The sequence below is a fragment of the Cedecea sp. Ae19-4 genome, assembly GCF_059801165.1.
Genome location: NZ_JBCHWG010000001.1, coordinates 2,188,184 through 2,211,771, shown reverse-complemented (window position 1 = coordinate 2,211,771; position 23,588 = coordinate 2,188,184). Strand labels below are relative to the sequence as shown.

Sequence of the window (23,588 nt, the reverse complement as noted above, 5' to 3'; positions counted from 1 at the left end):
CTCGCCGGTTTTTTTATACCTCATAATCCAGCAGATTATCGCCTTGTTCGAGCGGGATGATTTGTACTTTGTTGACCCTGTGATTCACCACCTCCAGCGTTTTGAGCAAATAATTCCCCACTTCAACGCTCTCGCCTTCGGCTGGAATATGCTGCAAATGCTCCATCAGCAACCCGGCAATGGTGTGGTATTCCCGTTTCTCATCCAGGGGAAGGGCGATGTACTGCACCAGGTCGTCCAGCGGCATGTGGCCGTTAGCCGTCCAGCTGCCGTCCTGATTTTTCTGGATATCGTGGCGGGCATCTATCTCTTCCACTTCGTTCGGCAGATTACCGGCGATGGTTTCCATCACGTCGCTTAGGGTGACAATGCCTTCCACCGAGCCAAACTCATCGACGACAAAAGCAAAATGGGTGCGCGCGTTGCGGAACTGTTCTAACGCCTGCAGCAGCGGTAATGCCTCCGGGAAAACCAGCGGCTGACGAATCAACGGCGTAATATTCAGCGCTTCGCCGTGCAGCGACTGCTGCAATAAATCGATAACGTGCACCACGCCGAGGATGTCATCGTCATTGTCCGTGACCACGATGCGCGTGTGCTGGTTTTTATTCAGAAGTTCGCGAACCTCGGCTTCCGGGGCGGTAATGTCCAGATGCTCGACGTCGTGGCGGGAGGTCATGATACTGCTGACGCTGCGCTGGTTCAGGTGCAGCACGCGCTCGATCATCCGCGTTTCCTGCGGGTTAAAAACATCGCTGTTAATGCCGCTGTCGGCAATAAGTGAGGCGGTCTGGGCATCCAGTTCCGCGTCTTCTTTCTTGCCGTTCAATAGCCGCAGCACGGCTTCGGCGGTGCGCTCCCGCAGCGACTGATTTGCGGAAAGAAAACGTCGGCGGTTAAATATCGCCAGTTGATTGAGTGATTCAATCATCACCGAGAATCCGATGGCGGCATAGAGATAGCCTTTCGGGATTTGATAGCCAAAGCCGTCGGCCACCAGGCTAAAGCCAATCATCAGCAGGAAACTCAGGCACAAAATCACGATGGTCGGGTGGCTGTTCACAAACCGAGTCAGCGACTTGCTGGCCAGCACCATCAGCCCGATGGCGATGATAACCGCGACCATCATGACCGCCAGATGGTCGACCATGCCAACGGCGGTGACCACCGAATCAAGGGAAAACACGGCGTCAAGGATGACGATTTGCGCCACAACGGGCCAGAATTTGGCCCCCCGTTTTTGCGTGTGATGCTCGCTGTCTTTGCCCTCCAGCCGCTCATTCAGCTCCATCGTGGCCTTAAACAGCAGGAACATACCGCCCAACAGCATGATCAGATCCCTGGCGCTAAAGCTAAGGTCGTGAAGGGTGAATAGCGGTCGGGTAAGCGTCACCAGCCACGAAATGGAGGCCAGCAGCAGCAGGCGCATAACCATCGCCAGCAGTAAGCCCGTGACGCGGGCGCGATCGCGCAGTTTAGGAGGCAGCTTTTCGGCGAGGATGGCAATAAAAACGAGGTTATCAATGCCCAGAACCAGTTCTAAAACGACCAGGGTAACTAACCCGGCCCAGACTGAGGGGTCGGCAATCCATTCCATACGGGGTTTATAGCCTTTAACTTACGGGCAAATGCCACACGGAAATGATGGATAATTGTCGGACAAAAAGCAATGTTTGTCTGAGAATAATCCGTAATGACTAATAGAATTTTCAGCATTAAATGAATGCCCGGCAAATTATTGCGGATAATATTTAAAGAAGCATTTGAGTTATATATTTTATATATGAATACGCCGCTATGAGATAGTTCTGCATATTTTCCCAGGCATTGTCTTATTATTTTTATTGTCAATATAAAGAAAATCCTAAAATGTTATTATTGCGTGGTTCATATTATTCTTAAAAGTCCGCCTCCAGCCTTTTGTCTCCTTGCCTGCTGAGTTTTAAGCTGCAACAATCTTTGGCGATGATTAGCAATGAATGTGTGATTACTCGTTTAGTAATAGTTTGTCCCAGCATTGTCATAAGACCTGATTCATTTTTTTCAATATCTTTCGGATATTAGAGAATCTCAGGTTATTAGGATTATTTACCTTTTTCAGTGGGTTGGTGACTGTGAGCCAGGGGCGGTAGCATGCCCGGATGCGGCCAGATAACAGCAAGTGATGGCGTCATCAGAATGTCGGGGAATAAGCTTATTTTAGGAATAATGCCAGTTTTCTCATTCTCTGAATATGTTCAATTCTGCACTTCGTTCTCACGGTTAATTGCTTGCCTGTTTTATTCGCTCAGGATAATTACTCTGCCATAGTGATAAATATTCAATGATAAAATACAAACTGAAGTTGATGCCATTATTGGTGTCAGTCACCCTGATGAGCGGCTGCACGATATTTCCCGGCAGCAATATGTCTACGTCGGGAAAAGACGTCATCAAACAACAGGATGCCGATTTCGACCTTGACCGAATGGTCAACGTTTATCCTTTAACGCCGCGACTGGTGGAGCAACTGAGGCCTCGTCCAGTGGTTGCCCAGCCGAATGCCGGGCTGGATAAAGATATCGCCAATTACCAGTACCGCGTCGGGCCGGGGGATGTATTAAACGTCACGGTCTGGGATCATCCGGAACTCACCACGCCTGCGGGGCAATATCGCAGTTCAAGCGACACCGGTAACTGGGTACAGCCCGATGGCACCATGTTCTATCCGTATGTGGGCAAAATCAGCGTGACCGGCAAAACGCTGGCAGAAATTCGCAGCGATATTACCAGCCGTCTTGCGCAGTACATTGCCCAGCCGCAGGTGGACGTTAATATCGCTGCCTTCCGCTCGCAAAAGGCCTATATCTCCGGGCAGGTAAATAAATCCGGCCAGCAGCCCATCACTAACGTACCGCTGACTATCCTCGACGCGATAAATGCCGCAGGCGGTTTAACCGAAGTAGCCGACTGGCGTAACGTCGTTCTGACCCATAACGGGCAGGAAAAACGCATTTCTCTGCAGGCGCTGATGCAAAATGGCGACCTCAGCCAAAACCATTTGCTCTACCCCGGCGACATTCTGTTTGTGCCGCGTAATGACGATCTGAAAGTGTTTGTGATGGGGGAAGTGAAGAAGCAAACCACCCTCAAAATGGACTTCAGCGGCATGACGCTTACCGAGGCGCTTGGCCAGGCCGAAGGTATCGATCTCACCTCGTCCAACGCCAGCGGCATCTTCGTGATCCGTCCGCTCAAAGGCCAGACGCAGCAAAACGGCAAGATTGCCAACATTTATCAGCTCGATATGTCCGATGCGACTTCGCTGGTGATGGGCACCGAGTTCCAGCTCCAGCCGTATGACGTGGTGTACGTCACTACCGCCCCAGTTTCTCGCTGGAATCGCCTGATCAACCAGCTTCTGCCAACCATCAGCGGCGTGCGTTACATGACCGATACCGCCAAAGATATTCACACCTGGTAACGCGCTATGTTCAACAAAATACTTGTGGTTTGCGTGGGGAACATCTGCCGTTCCCCCACGGCTGAACGGCTGCTCAAACGTTACCACCCGGAGCTTAGCGTCAGCTCAGCCGGGCTGGGGGCGCTGGTCGGCAAGGGCGCTGATGCCGGTGCTGTTGAGGTTGCCGGGCGGCACAACCTTTCGCTTGAGGGGCATTTAGCCCGCCAGGTTTCGGGGCGTCTATGCCGGGAGCACGATCTGATTCTGGCGATGGAAAAACGCCACATCACCACGCTGTGCGAAATGGCACCCGAAATGCGCGGCAAAGTGATGCTGTTTGGCCACTGGGATGCCGGCAGAGAAATTCCTGACCCCTATCGTAAAAGCCGCGACGCCTTCGAAGCGGTCTACAGCATGCTCGACCTTTCTGCCCAAAAGTGGGCTAACGCACTCAACGCTCATCAGGGATAACAATGACAGAGAAAGTACGCCGTTCGAGCGCCCCGACCGAGGGCAATGACGAAATTGATATTGGCCGTTTGTTTGGCACCGTGCTGGAGGCTCGCTGGTGGGTTATCGGCATTACGGGGCTGTTTGCCGTGCTGGCCGCGGTTTATGCCCTGTTTGCCACGCCGGTCTACAAGGCCGACGCGCTGGTGCAAATCGAACAAAATGCCGGTAACACGCTGGTGAACGACATCAGCTCCGCGCTCAGCAATAAGCCACCGGCGTCTGCCGCAGAAATTCAGCTGATCCAGTCCCGCATGGTGCTGGGGAAAACCGTTGATGACCTGAATCTGGACATCTCGGTGACTAAGAACACCTTCTGGCTGTTCGGCGCTGGCTGGGACCGCCTGCAGGGGCACCAGAACGACACGGTGAATGTCACCACGTTTACGCTGCCGGCGGCGATGAACAAAGACACCTTTACCGTGGAAGTGCTGAACGATAAACAGTATCAGCTGACCAGCGACAATGGCTTTAGCGCCAAAGGTGAAGTGGGCAAGCTGCTGAGTAAATCGGGCGTTACGATGCAGGTGGAGGGCATCCAGGCGCAGCCCGGTGACAATTTCACGGTGGTGAAGTATTCCACGTTGGGGATGATCAACCAGCTGCTGGGCAACCTGACGGTGACTGAAAACGGCAAAGATACCGGCGTGCTTAGTTTGTCCTACACCGGGGAGGATAAAGATCAGATCCGCACCATTCTCGACAGTATCACCCGCAACTACCTGGCGCAGAACGTGCAGCGTAAATCTGAAGAGGCCGCCAAAAGCCTGAAGTTCCTGGCCGAGCAGTTGCCTGAAGTGCGTCGCAATCTGGATGCCGCAGAGAACAAACTGAATGCCTATCGTCAGCGCCAGGATTCGGTGGATCTTTCTCTGGAGGCGAAATCGCTGCTGGATTCCGTGGTCAACATCGACGCTCAGCTGAATCAGCTGACCTTCAAAGAAGCTGAAATCTCCAAGCTGTACACCAAAGCCCACCCGTCCTACCGCACGTTGCTGGAGCAACGCCGAACGCTGGAAGATCAGAAAGCTCGCCTGACCAACAGCATCGCCGCGATGCCCAAAACCCAGCAGGAAATTGTGCGCCTGACCCGCGATGTGGAGTCCGGGCAGCAGGTTTATATGCAGCTGTTGAACAAGCAGCAAGAGCTGAAAATCACCGAAGCCAGTACGGTGGGTGATGTGCGCATCGTCGACCCGGCGATTACGCAGCCTGGCATGGTTAAACCTCAGCGCGTGCTGGTGGTGCTGGGCAGCATCATTCTGGGCCTGATTGTGTCTGTGATCGGGGTGCTGCTGCGCTCGCTGTTTAACGGCGGCATTGAAAGCCCGACCGTGCTGGAAGAGGCGGGGCTCAGCGTGTATGCGAGCATTCCGCTCTCCGAATGGCAGAAAACCCGCGACCAGGCCAACCTGCGCAACGTCAAAGGCACTAAGCGCTTCAAACAGAGCCAGTTGCTGGCGGTGGGTAACCCGACCGACCTGGCCATTGAAGCCATTCGCAGCCTGCGCACCAGCCTGCATTTCGCCATGATGCAGGCCCCCAACAACGTCCTGATGCTCACCGGCGTTAGCCCGTCTATCGGTAAAACCTTTGTGTGCGCCAACCTCGCGGCGGTGATCAGCCAGACCAACAAGCGCGTGCTGCTGATGGACTGCGACATGCGCAAAGGCTATACCCACGAACTGCTGGGGACCACCAACGTTAACGGGCTGTCCGATGTGCTGTCAGGGCAGGGGGATATTACCCGCTGCGCGCAGAAAACCTCCGTGCCGAACTTTGACCTTATCCCACGCGGGCAGGTCCCGGCTAACCCGTCCGAACTGTTGATGAACGAGCGCTTCTCTCAGTTGGTGAAGTGGGCCAGTGAAAATTATGACCTGGTGCTGATAGATACGCCGCCGATTCTGGCTGTCACCGATGCGGCAATTGTGGGGCGCCATGCGGGCACCACGCTGATGGTGGCTCGCTACGCGGTGAACACGCTGAAAGAAGTGGAAACCAGCCTGAGCCGCTTTGAGCAGAACGGCATTGCCGTGCGCGGCGTGATCCTTAACTCGATTTTCCGCCGGGCCACGGGCTACCAGGATTACGGGTATTACGAATACGAATATAAGTCGGATGCTAAATAAGGTGATAGCCATGAACAGCAGCGCAACTCGCCCGCTTATCTCTATATATATGCCGACGTGGAACCGCCAGCAGTTGGCCATTCGCGCCATCAACTCGGTGCTGCGGCAGGATTATGACCACTGGGAAATGATCATCGTCGATGACTGTTCCGCCAGCTTCCAGCAGCTGGAGCAGTTTGTTGCAGACCTCGGCGATCCTCGGGTGCGTTACATTCACAACGACATGAACAGCGGTGCCTGTGCGGTACGTAACCAGGCCATTGGGCTGGCGCAAGGGCGTTTTATCACCGGCATTGATGATGATGACGAATGGACGCCGAACCGGCTGTCGGTGTTTCTGTCCCACCAGAATCAGTTGGTCACCCACGCGTTTTTATATGCCAACGACTATTTGTGTGAAGGGCAGGTCTACTCGCAGCCGACCAGCCTGCCGCTGTACCCGAAGTCGCCGTATTCCCTGAAGCTGTTCTACAAGCGCAATATCATCGGCAATCAGGTCTTTACCTACGCCGAACGCTTTAAAAGCAGCCTGTTTGATACCGAGCTGAAGGCGGCGCAGGATTACGACATCTTCCTGCGCATGGTGGTGGCGTTCGGCCAGCCGTGGAAGGTGGAAGAGGCGACCCAAATTCTGCACGTTAATCACGGCGAAATGCAGATAACCAAATCCCCCAAGAAATTTGCCGGTTATTTCCACTTTTACCGCAAGCACAAAGCCAAGTTCGACCGGGCCAGCAAGAAATATCAGCTGTATACGCTCTACCAAATCCGCAATAAGCGCATGTCGTGGCGCACCCTGTTAGCTCTGCTGACGGTGCGCAACGGCAAGCGCCTGGCCGATAGTCTGCGGGGGAGGTAAGCGTGCTGGAGGATATTCGTGCCAATAGCTGGAGCCTGCGCCCGTGCTGCATGGTGCTGGCCTATCGCGTAGCCCACTTTTGCTCGGTGTGGCGCAAGAAAAACGTCATCAACAACCTTTGGGCTGCGCCCGTGCTGCTGGCCTACCGATTCATTACCGAATGCCTGTTTGGCTATGAAATTCAGGCGGCAGCCACCATTGGCCGCCGGTTCACTATTCATCACGGCTATGCGGTGGTTATCAATAAGTTCGTCGTCGTCGGGGATGATTTCACCATCCGCCACGGCGTCACCATTGGTAACCGGGGGAACAGTCTCGCCTGCCCTGTGATTGGCAACGGCGTTGAGCTGGGCGCTAACGTAATCATTGTGGGCGATATCACCCTCGGCAATAACGTGACGGTAGGCGCGGGCAGCGTGGTGCTGGACAGCGTGCCGGACAATGCGCTGGTGGTCGGTGAAAAAGCTCGGGTGAAGGTGATCCAATGAACATCATGCAATTTAATGTCCGCCTGGCCGAAGGTGGTGCGGCGGGCGTGGCGCTCGATCTGCACCAGCGTGCACGTCTGGCCGGGCTGTCCTCACGTTTTATCTATGGCTATGGCAAAGGCGGCAAGAAAAGCGCCAGCCACGACATTTATCCCGACGTTGAGAAACACACGCCTCGCCTGGTGTCGGTTGCCAATATCGCGCTGTTCCGTTTTCTGAACCGCGATCCATTCGGCAATCTGAATAAGCTTTACCGTCGGGTCACTCGCAGCCCACAGCCGGTTGTGCTGCACTTCCATGTGGTGCACAGCTATTGGCTGAACCTGGACGAAATGGTGTCGTTTTGCCAGCGGGTGAAGGCGCACAAGCCGGATGTTACCTTCGTCTGGACGCTGCACGATCACTGGAGCATTACCGGGCGCTGCGCCTTTCTGGACGGCTGCGAAGGCTGGAAAACCGGCTGTGTTAAATGCCCGACGCTGAACAACTATCCGCCGGTCAAAGTAGATAAGGCGCACCAGCAGGTGGCGGGCAAGCGCCAGCTGTTTCGCGAGATGCTGGCGCTGGGCTGCAAGTTTATCTCCCCCAGCCAGCACGTCGCAGAAGCTTTTAATCAGCTCTATGGTGCCGGGCGCTGCAGCATCATTAATAACGGTATCGACGTCGCCACCGAGGCGATTCTGGCGGAGCTGCCTGAAAGCGGCATCGCGACGGTGAAGCCCCGCGTGGCTATTGTGGCCCACGACCTGCGCTATGACGGCAAAACCAACCAGAAACTGGTACAGGCAATGATGGCGCTGGGCGACAAAATTGAGCTGCATACCTTCGGCAAGTTCTCGCCGTTTGAAGGCGCTAACGTGGTGAACCACGGCTATATGACCGACAAGCGCGCGCTGATGAGCGAGCTGAACACGATGGACAGCCTGGTGTTCAGTTCCCGTGTGGATAACTATCCGCTGATCCTGTGCGAGGCGCTGTCTATCGGCGTGCCGGTGGTGGCGACGAGCAGCGAGGCCGCGGATGAAGTTCTGCGTAAAGTGGGGGGCAAAACCTTCACCCCGGAACACGTTCTGGCGCTGGTGCAGCTTAAAAAAACGCAGCTGGCAGAGCAGGTTTTCGCGACCGATTTAGCGACGTTCCGTGCAGCCAGCCGCACGGCCTATAGCGGCAAGCAGATGCTGGAGGAATATGTCTCGTTCTATCAGGGTCTGTAGCTATCTGCTGCTGCCGTTCATCTATCTGGTGGTGAACATTAAGCTCGCCTCGCTGGGGGAGAGCTTCCCGATAACCATCGTGACCTTCCTGCCGGCGATTTTGTTTCTGTATATCGAGCGCATCAACCTTAAAAAATTGATGATTGCGTTGGGTGTGGGGGCGGGACTGACGGCATTTAACTACATTTTTGGCCAGTCGCTCGACCCGGCCAAGTATGTCACCTCGATGATGCTGTTTGTCTATATTGTGCTGATATTGGGCATGACATGGAGCTGCCGATTCAAAACTATTTCTCAGCGCAATCACCGCAAGATATTACGGTTTTTCTATGCCGTGGTGGGCATTATTGTGGCGCTGGCGGCGGCGGAAATGGCTCAGATTATTCTGACCGGCGGCAGTAGCCTGATTGAGAAAATTTCAAAGTTTCTCATCTACAGCAACAGTTACGTGCTCAACTTTATTAGCTTTGGTGGACGGCGCACTACGGCGCTCTATTTCGAGCCCGCTTTCTTCGCCCTGGCATTAATCTCAATTTGGCTCAGCATCAAACAGTTTGGTATCAAAACGCCGAAAACTGATGTTATGATTCTTTTAGGGATAATCCTGTCAGGATCTTTCTCCGGGGTAATGACGTTTATTTTGTTTTATCTGCTGGAGTGGGCGTTTCAATACCTTAATAAAAGCGCCATTAAAAAGAAGTTGCCATTGGCAATTATTTCACTGGCTGTTTTTTTAATCGGTTTGGTATTCGCTTTCCCTTATATCGCAACCCGTGTTGGCGATTTGGGAACCGAAGGGTCGTCATCGTATTATCGTATTATTGGTCCATTGGCGATGGTTGGTTACTCTCTGGCAAATGTTGATGGCGTAGTACGGTTTGGTTCTCTCTATGAATATGTCGCATCATTCGGAATATTTAACGGTGCGGATGTAGGGAAAACCGTGGACAATGGACTGTATCTGCTGATTATTTATTTCTCATGGTTTGCAGTGTTAATGACCGCTGGCTATATGTGGCGAGTCATGAAAATGATGCGCAATGCCTTTGGCAATAATGAGAATTATCGTGTTCAGCTTTGGTTGTTTATGCCTGTATCTTTGTTTTTTACCGGTTCTATTTTTAGCCCGGAATATGCATTTTTAATTGTTTGCCCATTTATTTTGCGTAAAGCAATTCAGCATTCGCTGCCAGGAGGTGCGCAATAATGTTATTAAGTGTTATTACAGTGGCATGGCGTAACCATGCCGGGGTCGTGAAGACCTGGCAATCGCTGGCGCATCTGGCACAGGCCAAAGGCATCGAGTTCGAATGGATTGTGGTGGACGGCAACTCTCCAGACGGCACGGCTGAGTTTCTTGCTGGCCTGCAGGGCCAGTACAACCTGCGCTTTGTCAGTGAGAAAGACAGCGGCATTTACGATGCGATGAACAAAGGCATCGCCATGGCGCAGGGGCGCTATGCGCTCTTTCTGAACTCCGGCGATGCTTTCCACCCTGAGATTGCCGAGGTGATTTATCAGCTGGCAGCCTTAGGCGAGCGCGATGACGCGATGGTGATTGGTGACGCGCTGCTGGACTTTGGTGATGGTAATAAAATTCGCCGCAGCGCCAAGCGGGGCTGGTATATCTACCATAGCCTGCCGGCCAGCCATCAGGCTATCTTTTTCCCGCTCTCTGGACTGCGTAAATATCCCTACGATCTGCAATATAAAGTCTCATCCGATTACGCGCTGGCGGCAAAAATGTATAAAAACGGCTATGCCTTTAAGCGTATCAAAGGGCTGGTGTCTGAATTTTCAATGGGCGGCGTGTCTACTTCTAACAATATTGAATTGTGCCGTGATGCGAGACATGTTCAGCGAAAAATATTACGCGTGCCGGGCTTTATTGCCGAGCTCTCTTTCCGACTCAGATTAAAAACAACCGGCAAAGCAAAAGCGCTTTATAACAAAGCTTAAAGCTCACAGGAAATATTATGCAGGATTTAAGCGGCTTCAGTGTACCGAGGGGGTTTCGCGGCGCGAGCGGCATTAAAGTGCAGTTGTGGTGGGCGGTTCAGGCCACTCTATTTGCCTGGTCTCCGCAAGTTTTATATCCGTGGCGTGCCTTTTTATTACGTGTTTTTGGAGCGAAGGTAGGCAAGAAGGTTGTTGTTCGCCCCTCGGTGAAAATTACCTACCCCTGGAAGTTAACGCTCGGAGATTATGCCTGGGTTGGCGATGATGCCGTGCTCTATACCCTCGGTGAAATTAGCATCGGCGCAAATTCCGTGGTGTCGCAAAAATGTTATTTGTGCACCGGCAGTCACGATTATATGAGTCAGCATTTCGATATTACCCAGTCACCGATTGTTATCGGCGAAAAATGCTGGCTGGCAACGGATGTATTTGTTTCCCCGGGCGTCACGATAGGCGATGGCTGTGTCGTGGGAGCCCGGAGCAGCGTTTATAAATCATTACCGGCGAATGCCGTTTGCCGGGGAAACCCGGCAGTAAAAATACGCGACCGCGCGTAATGCTTTCACCCTTGCTCTGTTTGTGACTGTTTATCTCCCTCTGCGGAGAGACAGGGAGTGAGGGGTAAGGGCCAATAAAAATGTTCACAGAGGATAAATTATCATGACTAAAGTAGCTCTCATTACGGGTGTCACCGGACAAGACGGCTCTTACCTGGCGGAATTCCTGCTGGAAAAAGGCTATGAAGTCCACGGTATCAAGCGCCGCGCCTCTTCTTTCAATACCGAACGTGTGGACCACATTTATCAGGATCCGCACGCGGGTAACCCAAAATTCCATCTGCACTATGGCGACCTGACCGATACCTCCAACCTGACCCGTATTTTGTCCGAAGTGCAGCCGGATGAAGTCTACAACCTGGGCGCGATGAGCCACGTCGCGGTGTCTTTTGAGTCACCGGAATACACCGCGGACGTGGATGCGATGGGCACCCTGCGCCTGCTGGAAGCCATTCGCTTCCTCGGCCTCGAAAAGAAAACGCGCTTCTACCAGGCATCCACTTCAGAGCTGTACGGCCTGGTGCAGGAGATCCCACAGAAAGAAACCACGCCTTTCTACCCGCGTTCCCCCTACGCAGTCGCCAAGCTTTACGCCTACTGGATCACCGTCAACTACCGTGAATCCTACGGCATGTATGCCTGTAACGGCATTCTGTTCAACCACGAATCTCCGCGTCGCGGCGAAACCTTCGTCACTCGCAAAATTACCCGCGCGATTGCCAACATCGCTCAGGGCCTGGAGAAGTGCCTGTACCTCGGCAACATGGATTCCCTGCGCGACTGGGGCCACGCCAAAGACTACGTGAAAATGCAGTGGATGATGCTGCAGCAGGAAAAACCGGAAGACTTCGTGATCGCCACCGGCGTGCAGTACTCCGTGCGTCAGTTCGTAGAAATGGCGGCGGCTCAGCTCGGCATCAAACTGCGCTTTGAAGGTCAGGGCGTGGAAGAGAAAGGCATTGTGGTTTCCGTCACGGGTCACGACGCGCCGGGCGTGAAACCAGGCGACGTTATCGTCTCCGTTGATCCGCGTTACTTCCGTCCTGCGGAAGTGGAAACCCTGCTGGGCGATCCAACCAAAGCGCACGAAACGCTGGGCTGGAAGCCGGAAATTACCCTGCAGGAGATGGTTGGTGAAATGGTAGCCAAAGACCTTGAAGCGGCGAAGAAACACTCTCTGCTGAAGTCCCATGGTTATGAGGTCGCCATCGCGCTGGAGTCCTGAGCATGAATAAAAAACGTATCTTTGTTGCCGGTCACCGTGGGATGGTCGGCTCGGCCATCGTCCGCCAGCTCGGGCAGCGCGATGACGTTGAGCTGGTGCTGCGCGGGCGCGATGAGCTGAATCTGCTGGACGCTGGGGACGTTAATGCCTTCTTCGCCAGCGAGAAAATCGACCAGGTTTACCTGGCGGCGGCAAAAGTGGGCGGTATCGTCGCCAATAACACGTTCCCGGCAGAGTTTATCTACGAGAACATGATGATCGAAAGCAACATTATTCATGCCGCGCACACGCACGGCGTGAACAAACTGTTGTTCCTCGGCTCATCCTGTATTTACCCGAAGATGGCGAAGCAGCCGATGGCCGAAAGCGAGTTGCTGCAGGGCACGCTTGAAGCCACGAACGAGCCGTATGCGATTGCCAAGATTGCCGGGATCAAGCTGTGCGAGTCCTACAACCGCCAGTACGGGCGGGATTACCGCTCGGTGATGCCGACCAATCTGTACGGGCCGAACGACAACTTCCACCCGAGCAACTCCCACGTTATTCCGGCCCTGCTGCGTCGCTTCCATGAAGCCACGCAGGAAAATGCCCCGGACGTGGTGGTATGGGGCAGCGGCACGCCGATGCGTGAGTTCTTACACGTCGACGACATGGCGGCAGCCAGCATTCACGTGATGGAACTGGATCGGGAAGTGTGGCAGGAGAATACCGACCCGATGCTGTCGCACATTAACGTCGGCACCGGCGTGGACTGCACTATCCGTGAACTGGCGCAGACGCTGGCCAAAGTGACCGGCTACCGGGGGCGCGTGGTGTTTGACGCCACCAAACCTGACGGCACGCCGCGCAAGCTGCTGGATGTATCCCGCCTGCATCGCCTCGGCTGGTATCACGAGATTTCCCTGGAGGCGGGCCTCGCCAGCACTTACCAGTGGTTCCTCGAAAATCAGCAGCGGTTCCGGGGGTAAGCATGTTTTTGAGCGCGGAAGATTTTGCCACCGTAGTGAGCGCCACGCCGCTGATCTCCATCGACCTTATCGTCGAAAACCAGGCGGGCGAATTCCTGCTGGGTTTGCGGACCAATCGCCCTGCGAAGGGCTTTTGGTTTGTGCCGGGGGGAAGGGTGCTGAAGAACGAAACGCTGGCGAATGCTTTTATTCGTCTCACCGAGGCTGAGCTGGGCAAATCGTTCACTCTGCTGGACGGGGAGTTTTACGGCGTCTGGCAGCATTTCTACGGCGATAACTTCTCCGGGAAGGATTTCTCGACCCATTACGTGGTGCTGGGTTTCCGCCTGCGGGTGGACGACAAACAGCTGAACCTGCCTGCTGAGCAGCACAAAGCGTACTGCTGGCTGACGCCGGAAGCGCTGCTCAAGCGGGAAGACGTGCACGACAACAGCCGTGCTTACTTCATCACCCAGGGCAAAGGGAAGGTACCGGGCTTATGAAAATTCTGGTCTACGGCATTAACTATTCCCCGGAGCTGACCGGCATCGGCAAGTACACCGGTGAAATGGTGGAGTGGATGACCAGCCGGGGCCATGAGGTGCGGGTGATCACCGCGCCGCCTTATTATCCGGTCTGGCGCGTGCACCCGGACTACTCGGCGTGGAAATACAAAAAAGAGTCGGGGAAAGCGACCGTCTGGCGCTGCCCGCTGTATGTGCCGAAGCAGCCTTCGACGCTCAAACGCCTGATTCACCTGGGGAGCTTCGCGCTGAGTTCATTTTTTCCGCTTCTGGCGCAACGCAGCTGGAAGCCAGACCGGGTCATTGGCGTGGTGCCGACGCTGTTTTGCGTGCCGGGGATGCGCCTGCTGGCAAAACTGAGCGGGGCGCGCACGCTGCTGCACATTCAGGACTACGAGGTGGACGCGATGCTCGGCCTCGGTATGGCCGGAAAGACACCGGGAAAAATTGCTCGCCTGGCCCAGCGCTTTGAAAAAAGCGGGCTGCACAACGTTGATAACGTCTCCACCATTTCTCGCTCGATGATGAACAAGGCTACCGAGAAAGGCGTCGATCCACAGCGGGTGATTTTTTTCCCTAACTGGTCGGAAGTGGCGCGTTTCCGTGATGTTGATCCGGCGCAAATCCAGGCCGTGCGCCAGGCGCTCAACCTGCCGGAAGATAAAAAAATCATTCTTTACTCCGGCAACATCGGCGAAAAACAGGGGCTGGAAACGGTGATTGAAGTGGCGAGCCGCTTCTCTGAGAGCCCGTATCTGTTCGTGATTGTGGGCCAGGGCGGCGGTAAAGAGAGGCTCGAAAAACTGGTGCACGTTCACGGGCTGAGTAACGTGGTGTTCCACCCGCTTCAGTCTTACGACGCGCTGCCCGCGCTGCTCTGCCTAGCCGATTGTCATCTGGTTATCCAGCGCCGGGGAGCGGCGGACGCCGTCCTGCCGTCAAAACTCACCAATATCCTGGCCGTCGGCGGCAATGCGGTGATTACCGCCGAGCCTGAAACAGAGCTGGGCCAGCTTTGCGAAGCGTATCCGGGCATTGCGGTTTGCGTGATGCCTGAATCCGCCGATGCGCTGGCGGCGGGCATTGAACGCTGTCTGCAGCTGCCACAACACAACACGACGGCACGTGAATATGCCGAACGCACGCTCGAAAAAGAGAACGTGTTAAGCCAATTTATTGCTGACATTCGGGGATAAATGATGAGTCAGTCACAACTCTATCCGGTGATCATGGCGGGCGGAAACGGGAGCCGTCTCTGGCCGCTGTCCCGCGTGCTGTACCCCAAGCAGTTCCTCTGCCTGAAAGGGGATCTGACCATGCTGCAAACCACCATCAATCGCCTGAACGGGGTAGAGTGCGAAAGCCCGGTGGTGATTTGCAATGAGGAACACCGCTTTATTGTCGCCGAGCAGCTGCGCCAGCTAAGTAAACTGACCGAAAATATCGTGCTGGAACCGGCCGGGCGCAACACCGCGCCAGCCATTGCGCTGGCTGCCCTGGCCGCGCTGCGTAACCAGCCGCAGCAGGACCCGCTGATGCTGATCCTCGCCGCCGATCACGTCATCCAGAATGAAGAAGCCTTCCGCGAGGCGGTGCGCTGCGCGATGCCTTATGCGGAAGCAGGCAAGCTGGTGACCTTCGGGATCGTCCCCGACCTGCCGGAAACGGGCTACGGCTATATTCGCCGTGGCGCAGTGACGACGCCGGAAAACGGCGACGCCCTGGCGTTTAGCGTCGCGCAGTTTGTCGAAAAACCCGATCTCTCCACCGCCCAGGCCTATGTCGCCTGCGGCGAATACTACTGGAACAGCGGCATGTTCCTGTTCCGCGCGGGCCGCTATCTGGAAGAGCTGGCGAAGTTCCGCCCCGACATTCTGGCCGCCTGCGAAAAAGCCATGGCGGGCGTTGACCCGGATCTGGATTTCGTTCGCGTGGATGAACAGGCGTTCCTGGCCTGCCCGGATGAGTCTATCGACTATGCGGTAATGGAAAAAACCGACGATGCGGTGGTGGTGCCGATGGACGCCGGCTGGAGCGATGTGGGCTCGTGGTCCTCGCTGTGGGAAATCAGCGCCAAGAGTCCGGAAGGGAACGTACATCACGGCGATGTCATCAGTCACGAAACCGAAAACAGCTACATCTATGCCGAATCCGGCCTGGTCACTACCGTGGGGGTGAAAGACCTGGTCGTGGTGCAAACCAAAGATGCGGTGCTGATTGCCGACCGTGACCACGTACAGAACGTGAAGAAAGTGGTGGAGCGCATCAAAGGTGATGGCCGCCACGAGCACCATAACCACCGGGAAGTTTACCGCCCGTGGGGGAAATACGACTCCATCGACGCCGGGGAGCGTTACCAGGTGAAGCGCATCACCGTTAAGCCTGGCGAAGGGCTCTCGCTGCAAATGCACCACCACCGCGCCGAACACTGGATTGTGGTGGCGGGCACCGCCAAAGTCACTCTGGGGGATGAGATTAAGCTGCTGGGTGAAAACGAGTCTATCTACATTCCGCTCGGCATGACCCACTGCCTGGAAAACCCCGGCAAAATTCCCCTCGACCTGATTGAGGTCCGCTCCGGTACCTATCTGGAAGAAGACGACATCGTCCGCTTCCAGGATCGCTACGGACGTATTTAATCCCTGACTAAAAAACAAGCTCCACGGGCCAAAGACCCGTGGGTTGGGTAACTGTTGCCCGAAGGAGCGAAATCATGCAGCAACTGACCTGTTTTAAAGCCTACGACATCCGCGGCCGCCTGGGCGACGAGCTAAATGAAGACATCGCCTGGCGCATTGGCCGCGCCTACGGTGAGTACCTGAAGCCAAAAACTATCGTGCTGGGCGGCGACGTGCGTCTGACCAGCGAATCGCTGAAGCAGGCGCTGGCGCGTGGCCTGCAGGATGCGGGCGTGGACGTGCTGGATATTGGCCTGTCCGGTACCGAAGAGATTTACTTTGCCACCTGGCATCTGGACGTGGACGGCGGCATCGAAGTGACCGCCAGCCACAACCCGATGGACTACAACGGCATGAAGCTGGTGCGCCAGGGAGCTCGCCCTATCAGCGGTGACACCGGCCTGCGGGACGTACAGTGCCTGGCGGAAGCCAACGACTTCCCGCCGGTGGATGAGGCGGCGCGCGGCAGCTATCAGAAAGTGTCGGTGGTAGACGCTTATCTCGACCATCTTTTCTCGTACATCAACGTCAGCCACATCAAGCCGCTGAAGCTGGTGGTGAACTCCGGTAACGGCGCGGCCGGCCCGATTGTGGACGCCATCGAAGCCCGCTTTAAGGCACTTAATGTCCCGCTGACGTTTGTGAAGGTGCACAACACGCCGGACGGCAATTTCCCGAACGGTATTCCTAACCCGCTGTTGCCGGAGTGCCGCGCCGATACGCGCGACGCGGTGATTGCGCACGGGGCGGATATGGGCATCGCGTTTGACGGGGACTTTGACCGCTGCTTCCTGTTCGACGAGAAAGGGCAGTTTATCGAGGGGTACTACATCGTGGGCCTGCTGGCGGCGGCGTTTCTTGAGAAACAGCCCGGGGCAAAAATCATTCACGACCCGCGGCTGTCCTGGAACACGGTCGATATCGTCGAGCGTGCGGGTGGCCAGCCGGTGATGTCGAAAACCGGGCATGCGTTTATCAAAGAGCGGATGCGTGAAGAGGATGCCATTTACGGCGGGGAGATGAGCGCCCATCACTATTTCCGCGATTTTGCCTATTGCGACAGCGGGATGATCCCGTGGCTGCTGGTGACCGAATTGCTGTGCCTGAAGGGCAAAACGCTGGGCGAGCTGGTCGAGGATCGCATGGCTGCGTGGCCGGCCAGCGGTGAAATTAACAGCAAGCTGGAAGCGCCGGCAGAGGCGATTGAACGTGTACGCGCGCATTTCGGCCCGCACGCGGCAGAGATTGACCACACGGACGGCATCAGCATGGCGTTTGGCGACTGGCGCTTCAACCTGCGCAGCTCTAACACCGAGCCTGTGGTGCGCCTGAACGTGGAGTCCCGCGGAAACGAGGCGCTGATGCAGGCGCGAACGCAGGAAATTATGGCTCTGCTGAACCAATAATCTGCCGTATTGAGGTGTTTAACCCTCACCCTGACCCTCTCCCTGGAAGGGAGAGGGAATATCAAGTGCCAGCTTTTCTCGCACTCTCCAGTGGAGAGGGAATAGTCAGGTGCCAGCTTTTCTCCCTCTCCACCGTGGGGAGAGGGCTGGGGTGAGGGGGAAAACACCGATGCGACAACTTTCAAAGGTAAAACGATGACAAATCTAAAAAAGCGTGAGCTGCCAAAAACCAACGCATCGTTGATCTCTATGGTGCAACGTTTTTCTGACATCAGCATCATGTTTGCCGGGCTATGGATGGTTTGCAAGGCTAACGCTTTGCCTTTTCTCTATATGCATTTGCTGATGGCTTTATTAACCCTCGTTGTGTTCCAGATGATCGGTGGGATGACGGATTTTTACCGTTCATGGCGCGGGGTGAAAATGTCCAGCGAGCTATTCCTGTTGCTGCAAAACTGGACGCTGAGCGTGGTTTTCAGCGCCGGGCTGCTGGCGTTTAACAGCGATTTTGATGGCTCTTTCTGGGTTTATCTGGCCTGGTATGCCTTGGCCGGTGTGGGGATGGTTATCTGCCGGTCATGGATCCGTTTTGCCGCAGGCTGGCTGCGTAATAAAGGTTTTAATACGCGACGCGTTGCCATTGCGGGCTCTTTGCCGGTCGGACAGATGCTGGCGCAGAGCTTCAAGAATGAACCGTGGCTCGGCTTCAACGTGCTTGGCGTGTATGACGATGAGCCGCCTGCAGGTGCCCTGGTTAGCTATATTGGCAACTTCAATACGCTGGTGGCGGACGCCCGCAGCGGCCAAATTGATAAAGTCTATATTGCGATGGAAATGAGCCACGAGTCGCGCATTAAAAAGCTGGTGAGTGAGCTGGCGGATACCACCTGTTCGGTACTGCTGATCCCCGATGTTTTCACCTTTAATATCCTTAATGCCCGCACCGAAGAGGTCAACGGCGTGCCGGTTGTGCCCCTGTTTGAAACGCCTTTGAGTGGCTTTAACAGCGTACTCAAACGGCTGGAAGATATCGTGCTCTCCTCTTTTATCCTGCTGCTCATTTCCCCTGTTCTGCTTTGCATTAGCCTGGCGGTGAAGCTGACTTCGCCCGGGCCGGTTATTTTCCGCCAGACGCGCTACGGCATGGACGGCAAGCCAATCAAAGTGTGGAAATTCCGCTCTATGAAGGTGATGGAAAACGACGCGGTGGTTGTGCAGGCCACGAAAGGGGATTCGCGCATCACGCCGGTAGGCAGCTTTCTGCGCCGCACCTCCCTCGACGAACTGCCGCAGTTTATCAACGTGCTGCTGGGCGGTATGTCCATCGTCGGCCCTCGTCCCCATGCCGTGGCCCATAACGAGCAATATCGCGCGTTAATAGAAGGCTACATGCTGCGCCACAAGGTCAAACCGGGCATTACCGGCTGGGCGCAAATTAACGGCTGGCGCGGGGAAACGGATACGCTCGACAAGATGGAAAAGCGCGTGGAGTTCGACCTGGAATACATTCGCGAGTGGAGCCTGTGGTTCGACATCAAGATTGTCTTCCTGACCGTTTTCAAAGGCTTTGTTCACAAAGCGGCATACTGACCGGAATCCAACATGAGCCTGAGAGAAAAAACCATCAGCGGGGCGAAGTGGTCCGCGATTGCAACGGTGATCATTATTGGTTTAGGGCTGGCGCAGATGACGATTCTGGCCAGAACTATTGATAACCACCAGTTTGGCCTGCTGACGGTGTCGCTGGTGATCATCGCCCTGGCCGATACGCTGTCTGATTTTGGTATCGCCAACTCGATTATTCAGCGCAAAGAGATAAGCCAGCTGGAGTTGACCACGCTCTACTGGCTGAATGTCGGGCTGGGCGTGCTGGTGTGCATCGCGGTGTTTTTACTGAGCGATGTGATTGCCGGCGTGCTGCATAACCCGGACCTGTCGCCGCTGATTAAAACGCTGGCCTTTGCTTTTATTGTCATCCCTCACGGGCAGCAGTTTCGCGCCCTGATGCAAAAGGAGCTGGAGTTTTCAAAAATCGGCTCGATTGAGACTGTGTCCGTGCTGGTGGGGTTCAGCGTCACCGTGACGGCGGCGATGTACTACCCGTTTGCCATCACGGCAATCATCGGTTACCTGGTGAATACCGTCGTTCGTACCTCACTGTTTGGCTTCTTTGGCCGCAAGATTTACCGCCCTGGCTTCCACTTCTCCCTGAAGTCGGTGAGTTCCAACCTGAAGTTTGGCGCCTGGCTGACCGCCGACAGCGTGATCAACTACGTCAATACCAACCTTTCCACGCTGGTACTGGCGCGTATTCTCGGGGCTGGGGTCGCCGGCGGCTATAACCTGGCTTATAACGTGGCCGTCGTGCCGCCGATGAAGCTCAATCCGATCATCACCCGCGTGCTGTTTCCGGCGTTTGCCAAAATTCAGGACGACACGGCGAAGCTCCGGGTGAATTTTTACAAGCTGCTGTCGATTGTGGGCATCATTAATTTCCCGGCGCTGCTGGGGCTGATGGTGGTCTCCAATAACTTCGTCCCGCTGGTGTTTGGGGAGAAGTGGCAGTTCATCACGCCCATCCTGCAGCTGTTGTGCGTTGTTGGCCTGCTGCGTTCCATCGGGAATCCCATCGGTTCGCTGCTGATGGCCAAAGCGCGCGTGGACATCAGCTTCAAATTCAACGTGTTTAAAACCTGCCTGTTTATTCCGGCGATTATTGTCGGCGGCCAGCTCGGCGGCGCGCTCGGCGTGACGCTCGGTTTCCTGCTGGTTCAGGTTGTGAACACCGTGCTCAGCTATTTCATCATGATTAAACCCGTGCTGGGCTCCAGCTATCGGGAATACATCCTCAGCATCTGGCTGCCTTTTTATCTCTCACTCCCAACGCTGATTGTCAGCGCCGGGCTAGGCATCGCGCTGACCGGGCATTTGCCTCTGGCGATGTTGCTGGCGGCACAGGTCGTCGCGGGAGCGGCGACGTTTATGGTGGTGATTATTTTGTCCCGCAATGCGCTGATCGTTGAACTGAAGCGGCAGTTTTGCCGCAGCGAACGCCTGAAAGCGCTGCTCCGCGCTGGCTAAGAACAACAAAGAGGGGAAACCACATTTTCCCCTTTGTCATAAAGTTAGAGGTCGATATGAAATTACTTATTCTTGGCAACCATACTTGCGGCAACCGCGGTGATAGCGCCATTTTGCGCGGGTTGATTGACGCCATCACGACGCTTGATGACAGCATTCATGTGGATGTAATGAGCCGCTACCCGGTCAGTTCTGCCTGGCTGCTGGGGCGCCCGGTGCTGGGTGACGGGCTCTACAAGCAGATGAAGCGGTATAACAACGCCGCCGGGCTGGTCGGGCGGGTCAAAAAAGTCCTGCGCCGTAAATATCAGCACCATGTGCTGGTAGCGAAAGCAAGCAACACCGGGCGGTTGCGTAACATCGCCATCCCACAGGGGTTTATTGATTTTGTGAAATCGCTGCAGGAATACGACGCGATTATTCAGGTGGGCGGCTCTTTCTTTGTCGATCTTTATGGCGTCACGCAGTTTGAGCACGCGCTGTGCAGCTTCATGGCCCGCAAGCCGGTTTATATGGTTGGCCACAGCGTGGGCCCGTTCCAGGAGCCGCAATTTAACCAACTGGCGAACTACGTCTTTGGGCACGCGAAGTCCCTGATTCTGCGGGAAACCGTAAGTCTGGCGTTGATGAAGCAAAGTCAAATCGACACCAGCAAGGTGGAACAGGGCGTCGATACGGCGTGGCTGGTGGCGCAGCATGAAGAGGATTTTGTGCCGGGTTATGCGGTTAAGCACTGGCTGGGCGTGGTCGAGAGAAAGAAAACCGTGGCGATTACGCTCCGCGAACTGGCGCCGTTTGATAAACGCCTCGGCACCACCCAGGAAGCCTACGAGAAGGCCTTTGCCGAAGTGGTAAATCGCACGATTGAACAGGGCTATCAGGTCCTGGCGCTTTCCACCTGCACCGGCATCGACAGCTATAACAAAGACGACCGCATGGTGGCGCTCAATATCCGCCAGTACATCACCCAACCCGATGACTACCACGTCGTGATGGACGAGCTGAACGACCTGGAAATGGGCAAAATTTTTGCTGCCTGCGAGCTCACGGTGGGCACGCGTCTCCACTCGGCCATTATTTCGATGAACTTCGGCACGCCGGCTATCGCCATCAACTACGAGCACAAATCTGCGGGCATCATGCAGCAACTGGGCATGCCAGAAATGGCTATTGATATTCGCCAACTGCTGGACGGCTCTTTGCAGGGCGCAGTGGCGGATGTGTTGGGGCAATTGCCCGCGATTAACCAACGTCTTACGGCGGCAGTGAGCGCTGAGCGTGCTAACGGCATGAACATGGTGCGGTCGGTGCTTGAGCGAGTTAAGGAGGATAAATGAAGGTCGGTTTCTTCCTGCTGAAGTTTCCCCTGGCGTCGGAAACTTTTGTGCTGAATCAGATAACCGCTTTTATCGACATGGGCCACGAGGTTGAGATTGTTGCTCTGCAAAAGGGCGACATGACCAATACCCACGCGGCGTTTAAAAGCTATGGGCTTTCGGAAAAAACCGTCTGGCTGCTCGACGAGCCAGAAGGTAAAGTCGCGAAGCTGAATAACCGGGCGTGGAATACGCTGCGGGGGGCTTTGCGAGGCAGCACATGGCGAGCGCTTAACCGCACGCGCTATGGCGATGAAGCCCGCAATCTGATCCTGTCCTCGATTTGTGGCCGGCAGAAACAGCCGCTTGAGGCCGACGTTTTTATTGCTCACTTTGGCCCGGCGGGCGTTACGGCCACCAAGCTGAAGGAGCTTGGCATGCTCAACGGCAAAATTGCCACCGTGTTTCACGGGATTGATATCTCGCACCGGGATGCGCTGGCTCACTATACGTCGGAATACAGGCAGCTGTTTGAGCGCGGGGACTTAATGCTACCCATCAGCAATCTCTGGGCCAGCCGCCTGAAGAACATGGGCTGCCCGGAGAGCAAAATTGCGGTCTCAAGGATGGGCGTGGATATGGACAAGTTTTCTTTAAGACCCATGAAAACGCCGGGGGCGACGCTGGAGATTATCTCGGTGGCGCGGCTGACGGAAAAAAAAGGGTTACATTTTGCCATTGAAGCCTGTCGCCTGCTGAAGGCACGCGGCGTGGCATTTCGCTACAACATTTTAGGCATTGGCCCCTGGGAGCGTCGTCTGAAGACGCTGATTGAGCAACTGCAGCTGGAGGACGTGGTCTTTATGCCCGGTTTTAAGCCGAGCCATGAAGTGAAGGCGATGCTGGACCAGGCCGACCTGTTCTTGCTTCCTTCGGTGACCGGCGAAGACGGGGATATGGAAGGCATCCCCGTGGCGCTGATGGAGGCGATGGCCGTTGGCATTCCGGTCGTGTCTACCGTGCATAGCGGTATTCCTGAGCTTATCGACGCCGATGAATCGGGCTGGCTGGTGCCGGAAAAGGATGCTTTTGCGCTTGCCGATAAGCTACAGGTTGCGGCTTCTGTGCCAGAAAGTGACCTGCAGTTAATACTGGCTCGGGCAAGAGAGAAAGTCGCCGGCCAGTTCAATCAGCAGGTTATCTACCAGCAGCTTGCCCGTCAGCTTCAGACGCTATAAATCACCGAATCT

The 23,588-nt window shown here is 55.3% G+C and carries 20 protein-coding genes; 19 read left to right on the top strand and 1 reads right to left on the bottom strand.

Features of this window, described 5'->3' with window-relative positions:
- Nucleotides 1-13: 13 nt before the first annotated feature.
- Complete coding sequence (locus tag AAIE02_RS10530) at nt 14-1,597, bottom strand: TerC family protein (RefSeq protein ID WP_498532500.1); 1,584 nt, start codon at nt 1,595-1,597, stop codon at nt 14-16.
- Between the two features lie 726 nt (nt 1,598-2,323).
- Here AAIE02_RS10530 and AAIE02_RS10525 point away from each other — a divergent pair.
- The 19 genes from AAIE02_RS10525 to wcaL all read left to right on the top strand — a co-directional run bounded on the left by AAIE02_RS10525 (nt 2,324) and on the right by wcaL (nt 23,576).
- The gene (locus AAIE02_RS10525; protein ID WP_166862848.1) at nt 2,324-3,463 is read left to right on the top strand and encodes a polysaccharide export protein; all 1,140 of its coding nucleotides are present in this window, start codon (nt 2,324-2,326) and stop codon (nt 3,461-3,463) included.
- A gap of 6 nt (nt 3,464-3,469) precedes the next feature.
- The gene (wzb, locus tag AAIE02_RS10520) at nt 3,470-3,913 is read left to right on the top strand and encodes a low molecular weight protein-tyrosine-phosphatase Wzb (RefSeq protein WP_008455093.1); all 444 of its coding nucleotides are present in this window, start codon (nt 3,470-3,472) and stop codon (nt 3,911-3,913) included.
- A 2-nt stretch (nt 3,914-3,915) separates the two neighbouring features.
- On the top strand, nt 3,916-6,084 hold the full coding sequence (wzc, locus tag AAIE02_RS10515; RefSeq protein ID WP_498532499.1) for a tyrosine-protein kinase Wzc: 2,169 nt from the start codon (nt 3,916-3,918) through the stop codon (nt 6,082-6,084).
- Nucleotides 6,085-6,094: 10 nt separating this feature from the next.
- Nucleotides 6,095-6,943, top strand: coding sequence for a colanic acid biosynthesis glycosyltransferase WcaA (gene wcaA / locus AAIE02_RS10510; protein WP_008455089.1), 849 nt, complete (start codon nt 6,095-6,097; stop codon nt 6,941-6,943).
- 2 nt (nt 6,944-6,945) lie between these two features.
- Nucleotides 6,946-7,431, top strand: a complete 486-nt coding sequence (wcaB, locus tag AAIE02_RS10505) for a colanic acid biosynthesis acetyltransferase WcaB (RefSeq protein WP_498532498.1) — start codon at nt 6,946-6,948, stop codon at nt 7,429-7,431.
- Nucleotides 7,428-8,645 carry a glycosyltransferase gene (locus AAIE02_RS10500; RefSeq protein WP_498532497.1) on the top strand — a complete coding sequence of 406 codons (1,218 nt, stop codon included), beginning with the start codon at nt 7,428-7,430 and terminating at the stop codon, nt 8,643-8,645. Before wcaB ends, AAIE02_RS10500 begins: the two co-directional genes overlap by 4 nt.
- A complete protein-coding gene (gene wcaD / locus AAIE02_RS10495) occupies nt 8,620-9,852 on the top strand; it encodes a colanic acid polymerase WcaD (RefSeq protein WP_498532496.1) in 1,233 nt (410 codons plus the stop codon). Before AAIE02_RS10500 ends, wcaD begins: the two co-directional genes overlap by 26 nt.
- Complete coding sequence (gene wcaE / locus AAIE02_RS10490) at nt 9,852-10,604, top strand: colanic acid biosynthesis glycosyltransferase WcaE (RefSeq protein ID WP_336981540.1); 753 nt, start codon at nt 9,852-9,854, stop codon at nt 10,602-10,604. Before wcaD ends, wcaE begins: the two co-directional genes overlap by 1 nt.
- A gap of 17 nt (nt 10,605-10,621) precedes the next feature.
- Entirely contained in the window at nt 10,622-11,161 is a 540-nt protein-coding gene (wcaF, locus tag AAIE02_RS10485; RefSeq protein ID WP_336707482.1) for a colanic acid biosynthesis acetyltransferase WcaF, read from the top strand.
- A gap of 103 nt (nt 11,162-11,264) precedes the next feature.
- Complete coding sequence (gene gmd / locus AAIE02_RS10480) at nt 11,265-12,386, top strand: GDP-mannose 4,6-dehydratase (protein WP_008455078.1); 1,122 nt, start codon at nt 11,265-11,267, stop codon at nt 12,384-12,386.
- Nucleotides 12,387-12,388: 2 nt separating this feature from the next.
- The gene (gene fcl, locus AAIE02_RS10475) at nt 12,389-13,354 is read left to right on the top strand and encodes a GDP-L-fucose synthase (RefSeq protein WP_166991250.1); all 966 of its coding nucleotides are present in this window, start codon (nt 12,389-12,391) and stop codon (nt 13,352-13,354) included.
- A 2-nt stretch (nt 13,355-13,356) separates the two neighbouring features.
- Nucleotides 13,357-13,836 (top strand): GDP-mannose mannosyl hydrolase, encoded by a 480-nt coding sequence (locus tag AAIE02_RS10470; protein WP_039295183.1) that lies wholly within the window; start codon nt 13,357-13,359, stop codon nt 13,834-13,836.
- Complete coding sequence (gene wcaI, locus AAIE02_RS10465) at nt 13,833-15,053, top strand: colanic acid biosynthesis fucosyltransferase WcaI (protein WP_498532495.1); 1,221 nt, start codon at nt 13,833-13,835, stop codon at nt 15,051-15,053. The genes AAIE02_RS10470 and wcaI overlap by 4 nt, the downstream gene beginning before the upstream one ends.
- A gap of 3 nt (nt 15,054-15,056) precedes the next feature.
- Nucleotides 15,057-16,496: a mannose-1-phosphate guanyltransferase gene (gene cpsB / locus AAIE02_RS10460; RefSeq protein WP_498532494.1), complete on the top strand. Its 1,440-nt coding sequence runs from the start codon at nt 15,057-15,059 to the stop codon at nt 16,494-16,496.
- Between the two features lie 74 nt (nt 16,497-16,570).
- Nucleotides 16,571-17,941 (top strand): phosphomannomutase CpsG, encoded by a 1,371-nt coding sequence (gene cpsG, locus AAIE02_RS10455; protein ID WP_336981531.1) that lies wholly within the window; start codon nt 16,571-16,573, stop codon nt 17,939-17,941.
- 195 nt (nt 17,942-18,136) lie between these two features.
- A complete protein-coding gene (gene wcaJ, locus AAIE02_RS10450) occupies nt 18,137-19,531 on the top strand; it encodes an undecaprenyl-phosphate glucose phosphotransferase (RefSeq protein ID WP_166991262.1) in 1,395 nt (464 codons plus the stop codon).
- Between the two features lie 12 nt (nt 19,532-19,543).
- Entirely contained in the window at nt 19,544-21,022 is a 1,479-nt protein-coding gene (locus AAIE02_RS10445; protein ID WP_498532493.1) for an MOP flippase family protein, read from the top strand.
- Between the two features lie 56 nt (nt 21,023-21,078).
- Nucleotides 21,079-22,359, top strand: a complete 1,281-nt coding sequence (wcaK, locus tag AAIE02_RS10440) for a colanic acid biosynthesis pyruvyl transferase WcaK (RefSeq protein ID WP_498532492.1) — start codon at nt 21,079-21,081, stop codon at nt 22,357-22,359.
- On the top strand, nt 22,356-23,576 hold the full coding sequence (gene wcaL / locus AAIE02_RS10435) for a colanic acid biosynthesis glycosyltransferase WcaL (RefSeq protein WP_498532491.1): 1,221 nt from the start codon (nt 22,356-22,358) through the stop codon (nt 23,574-23,576). The genes wcaK and wcaL overlap by 4 nt, the downstream gene beginning before the upstream one ends.
- The last annotated feature ends 12 nt before the right edge of the window (nt 23,577-23,588 follow it).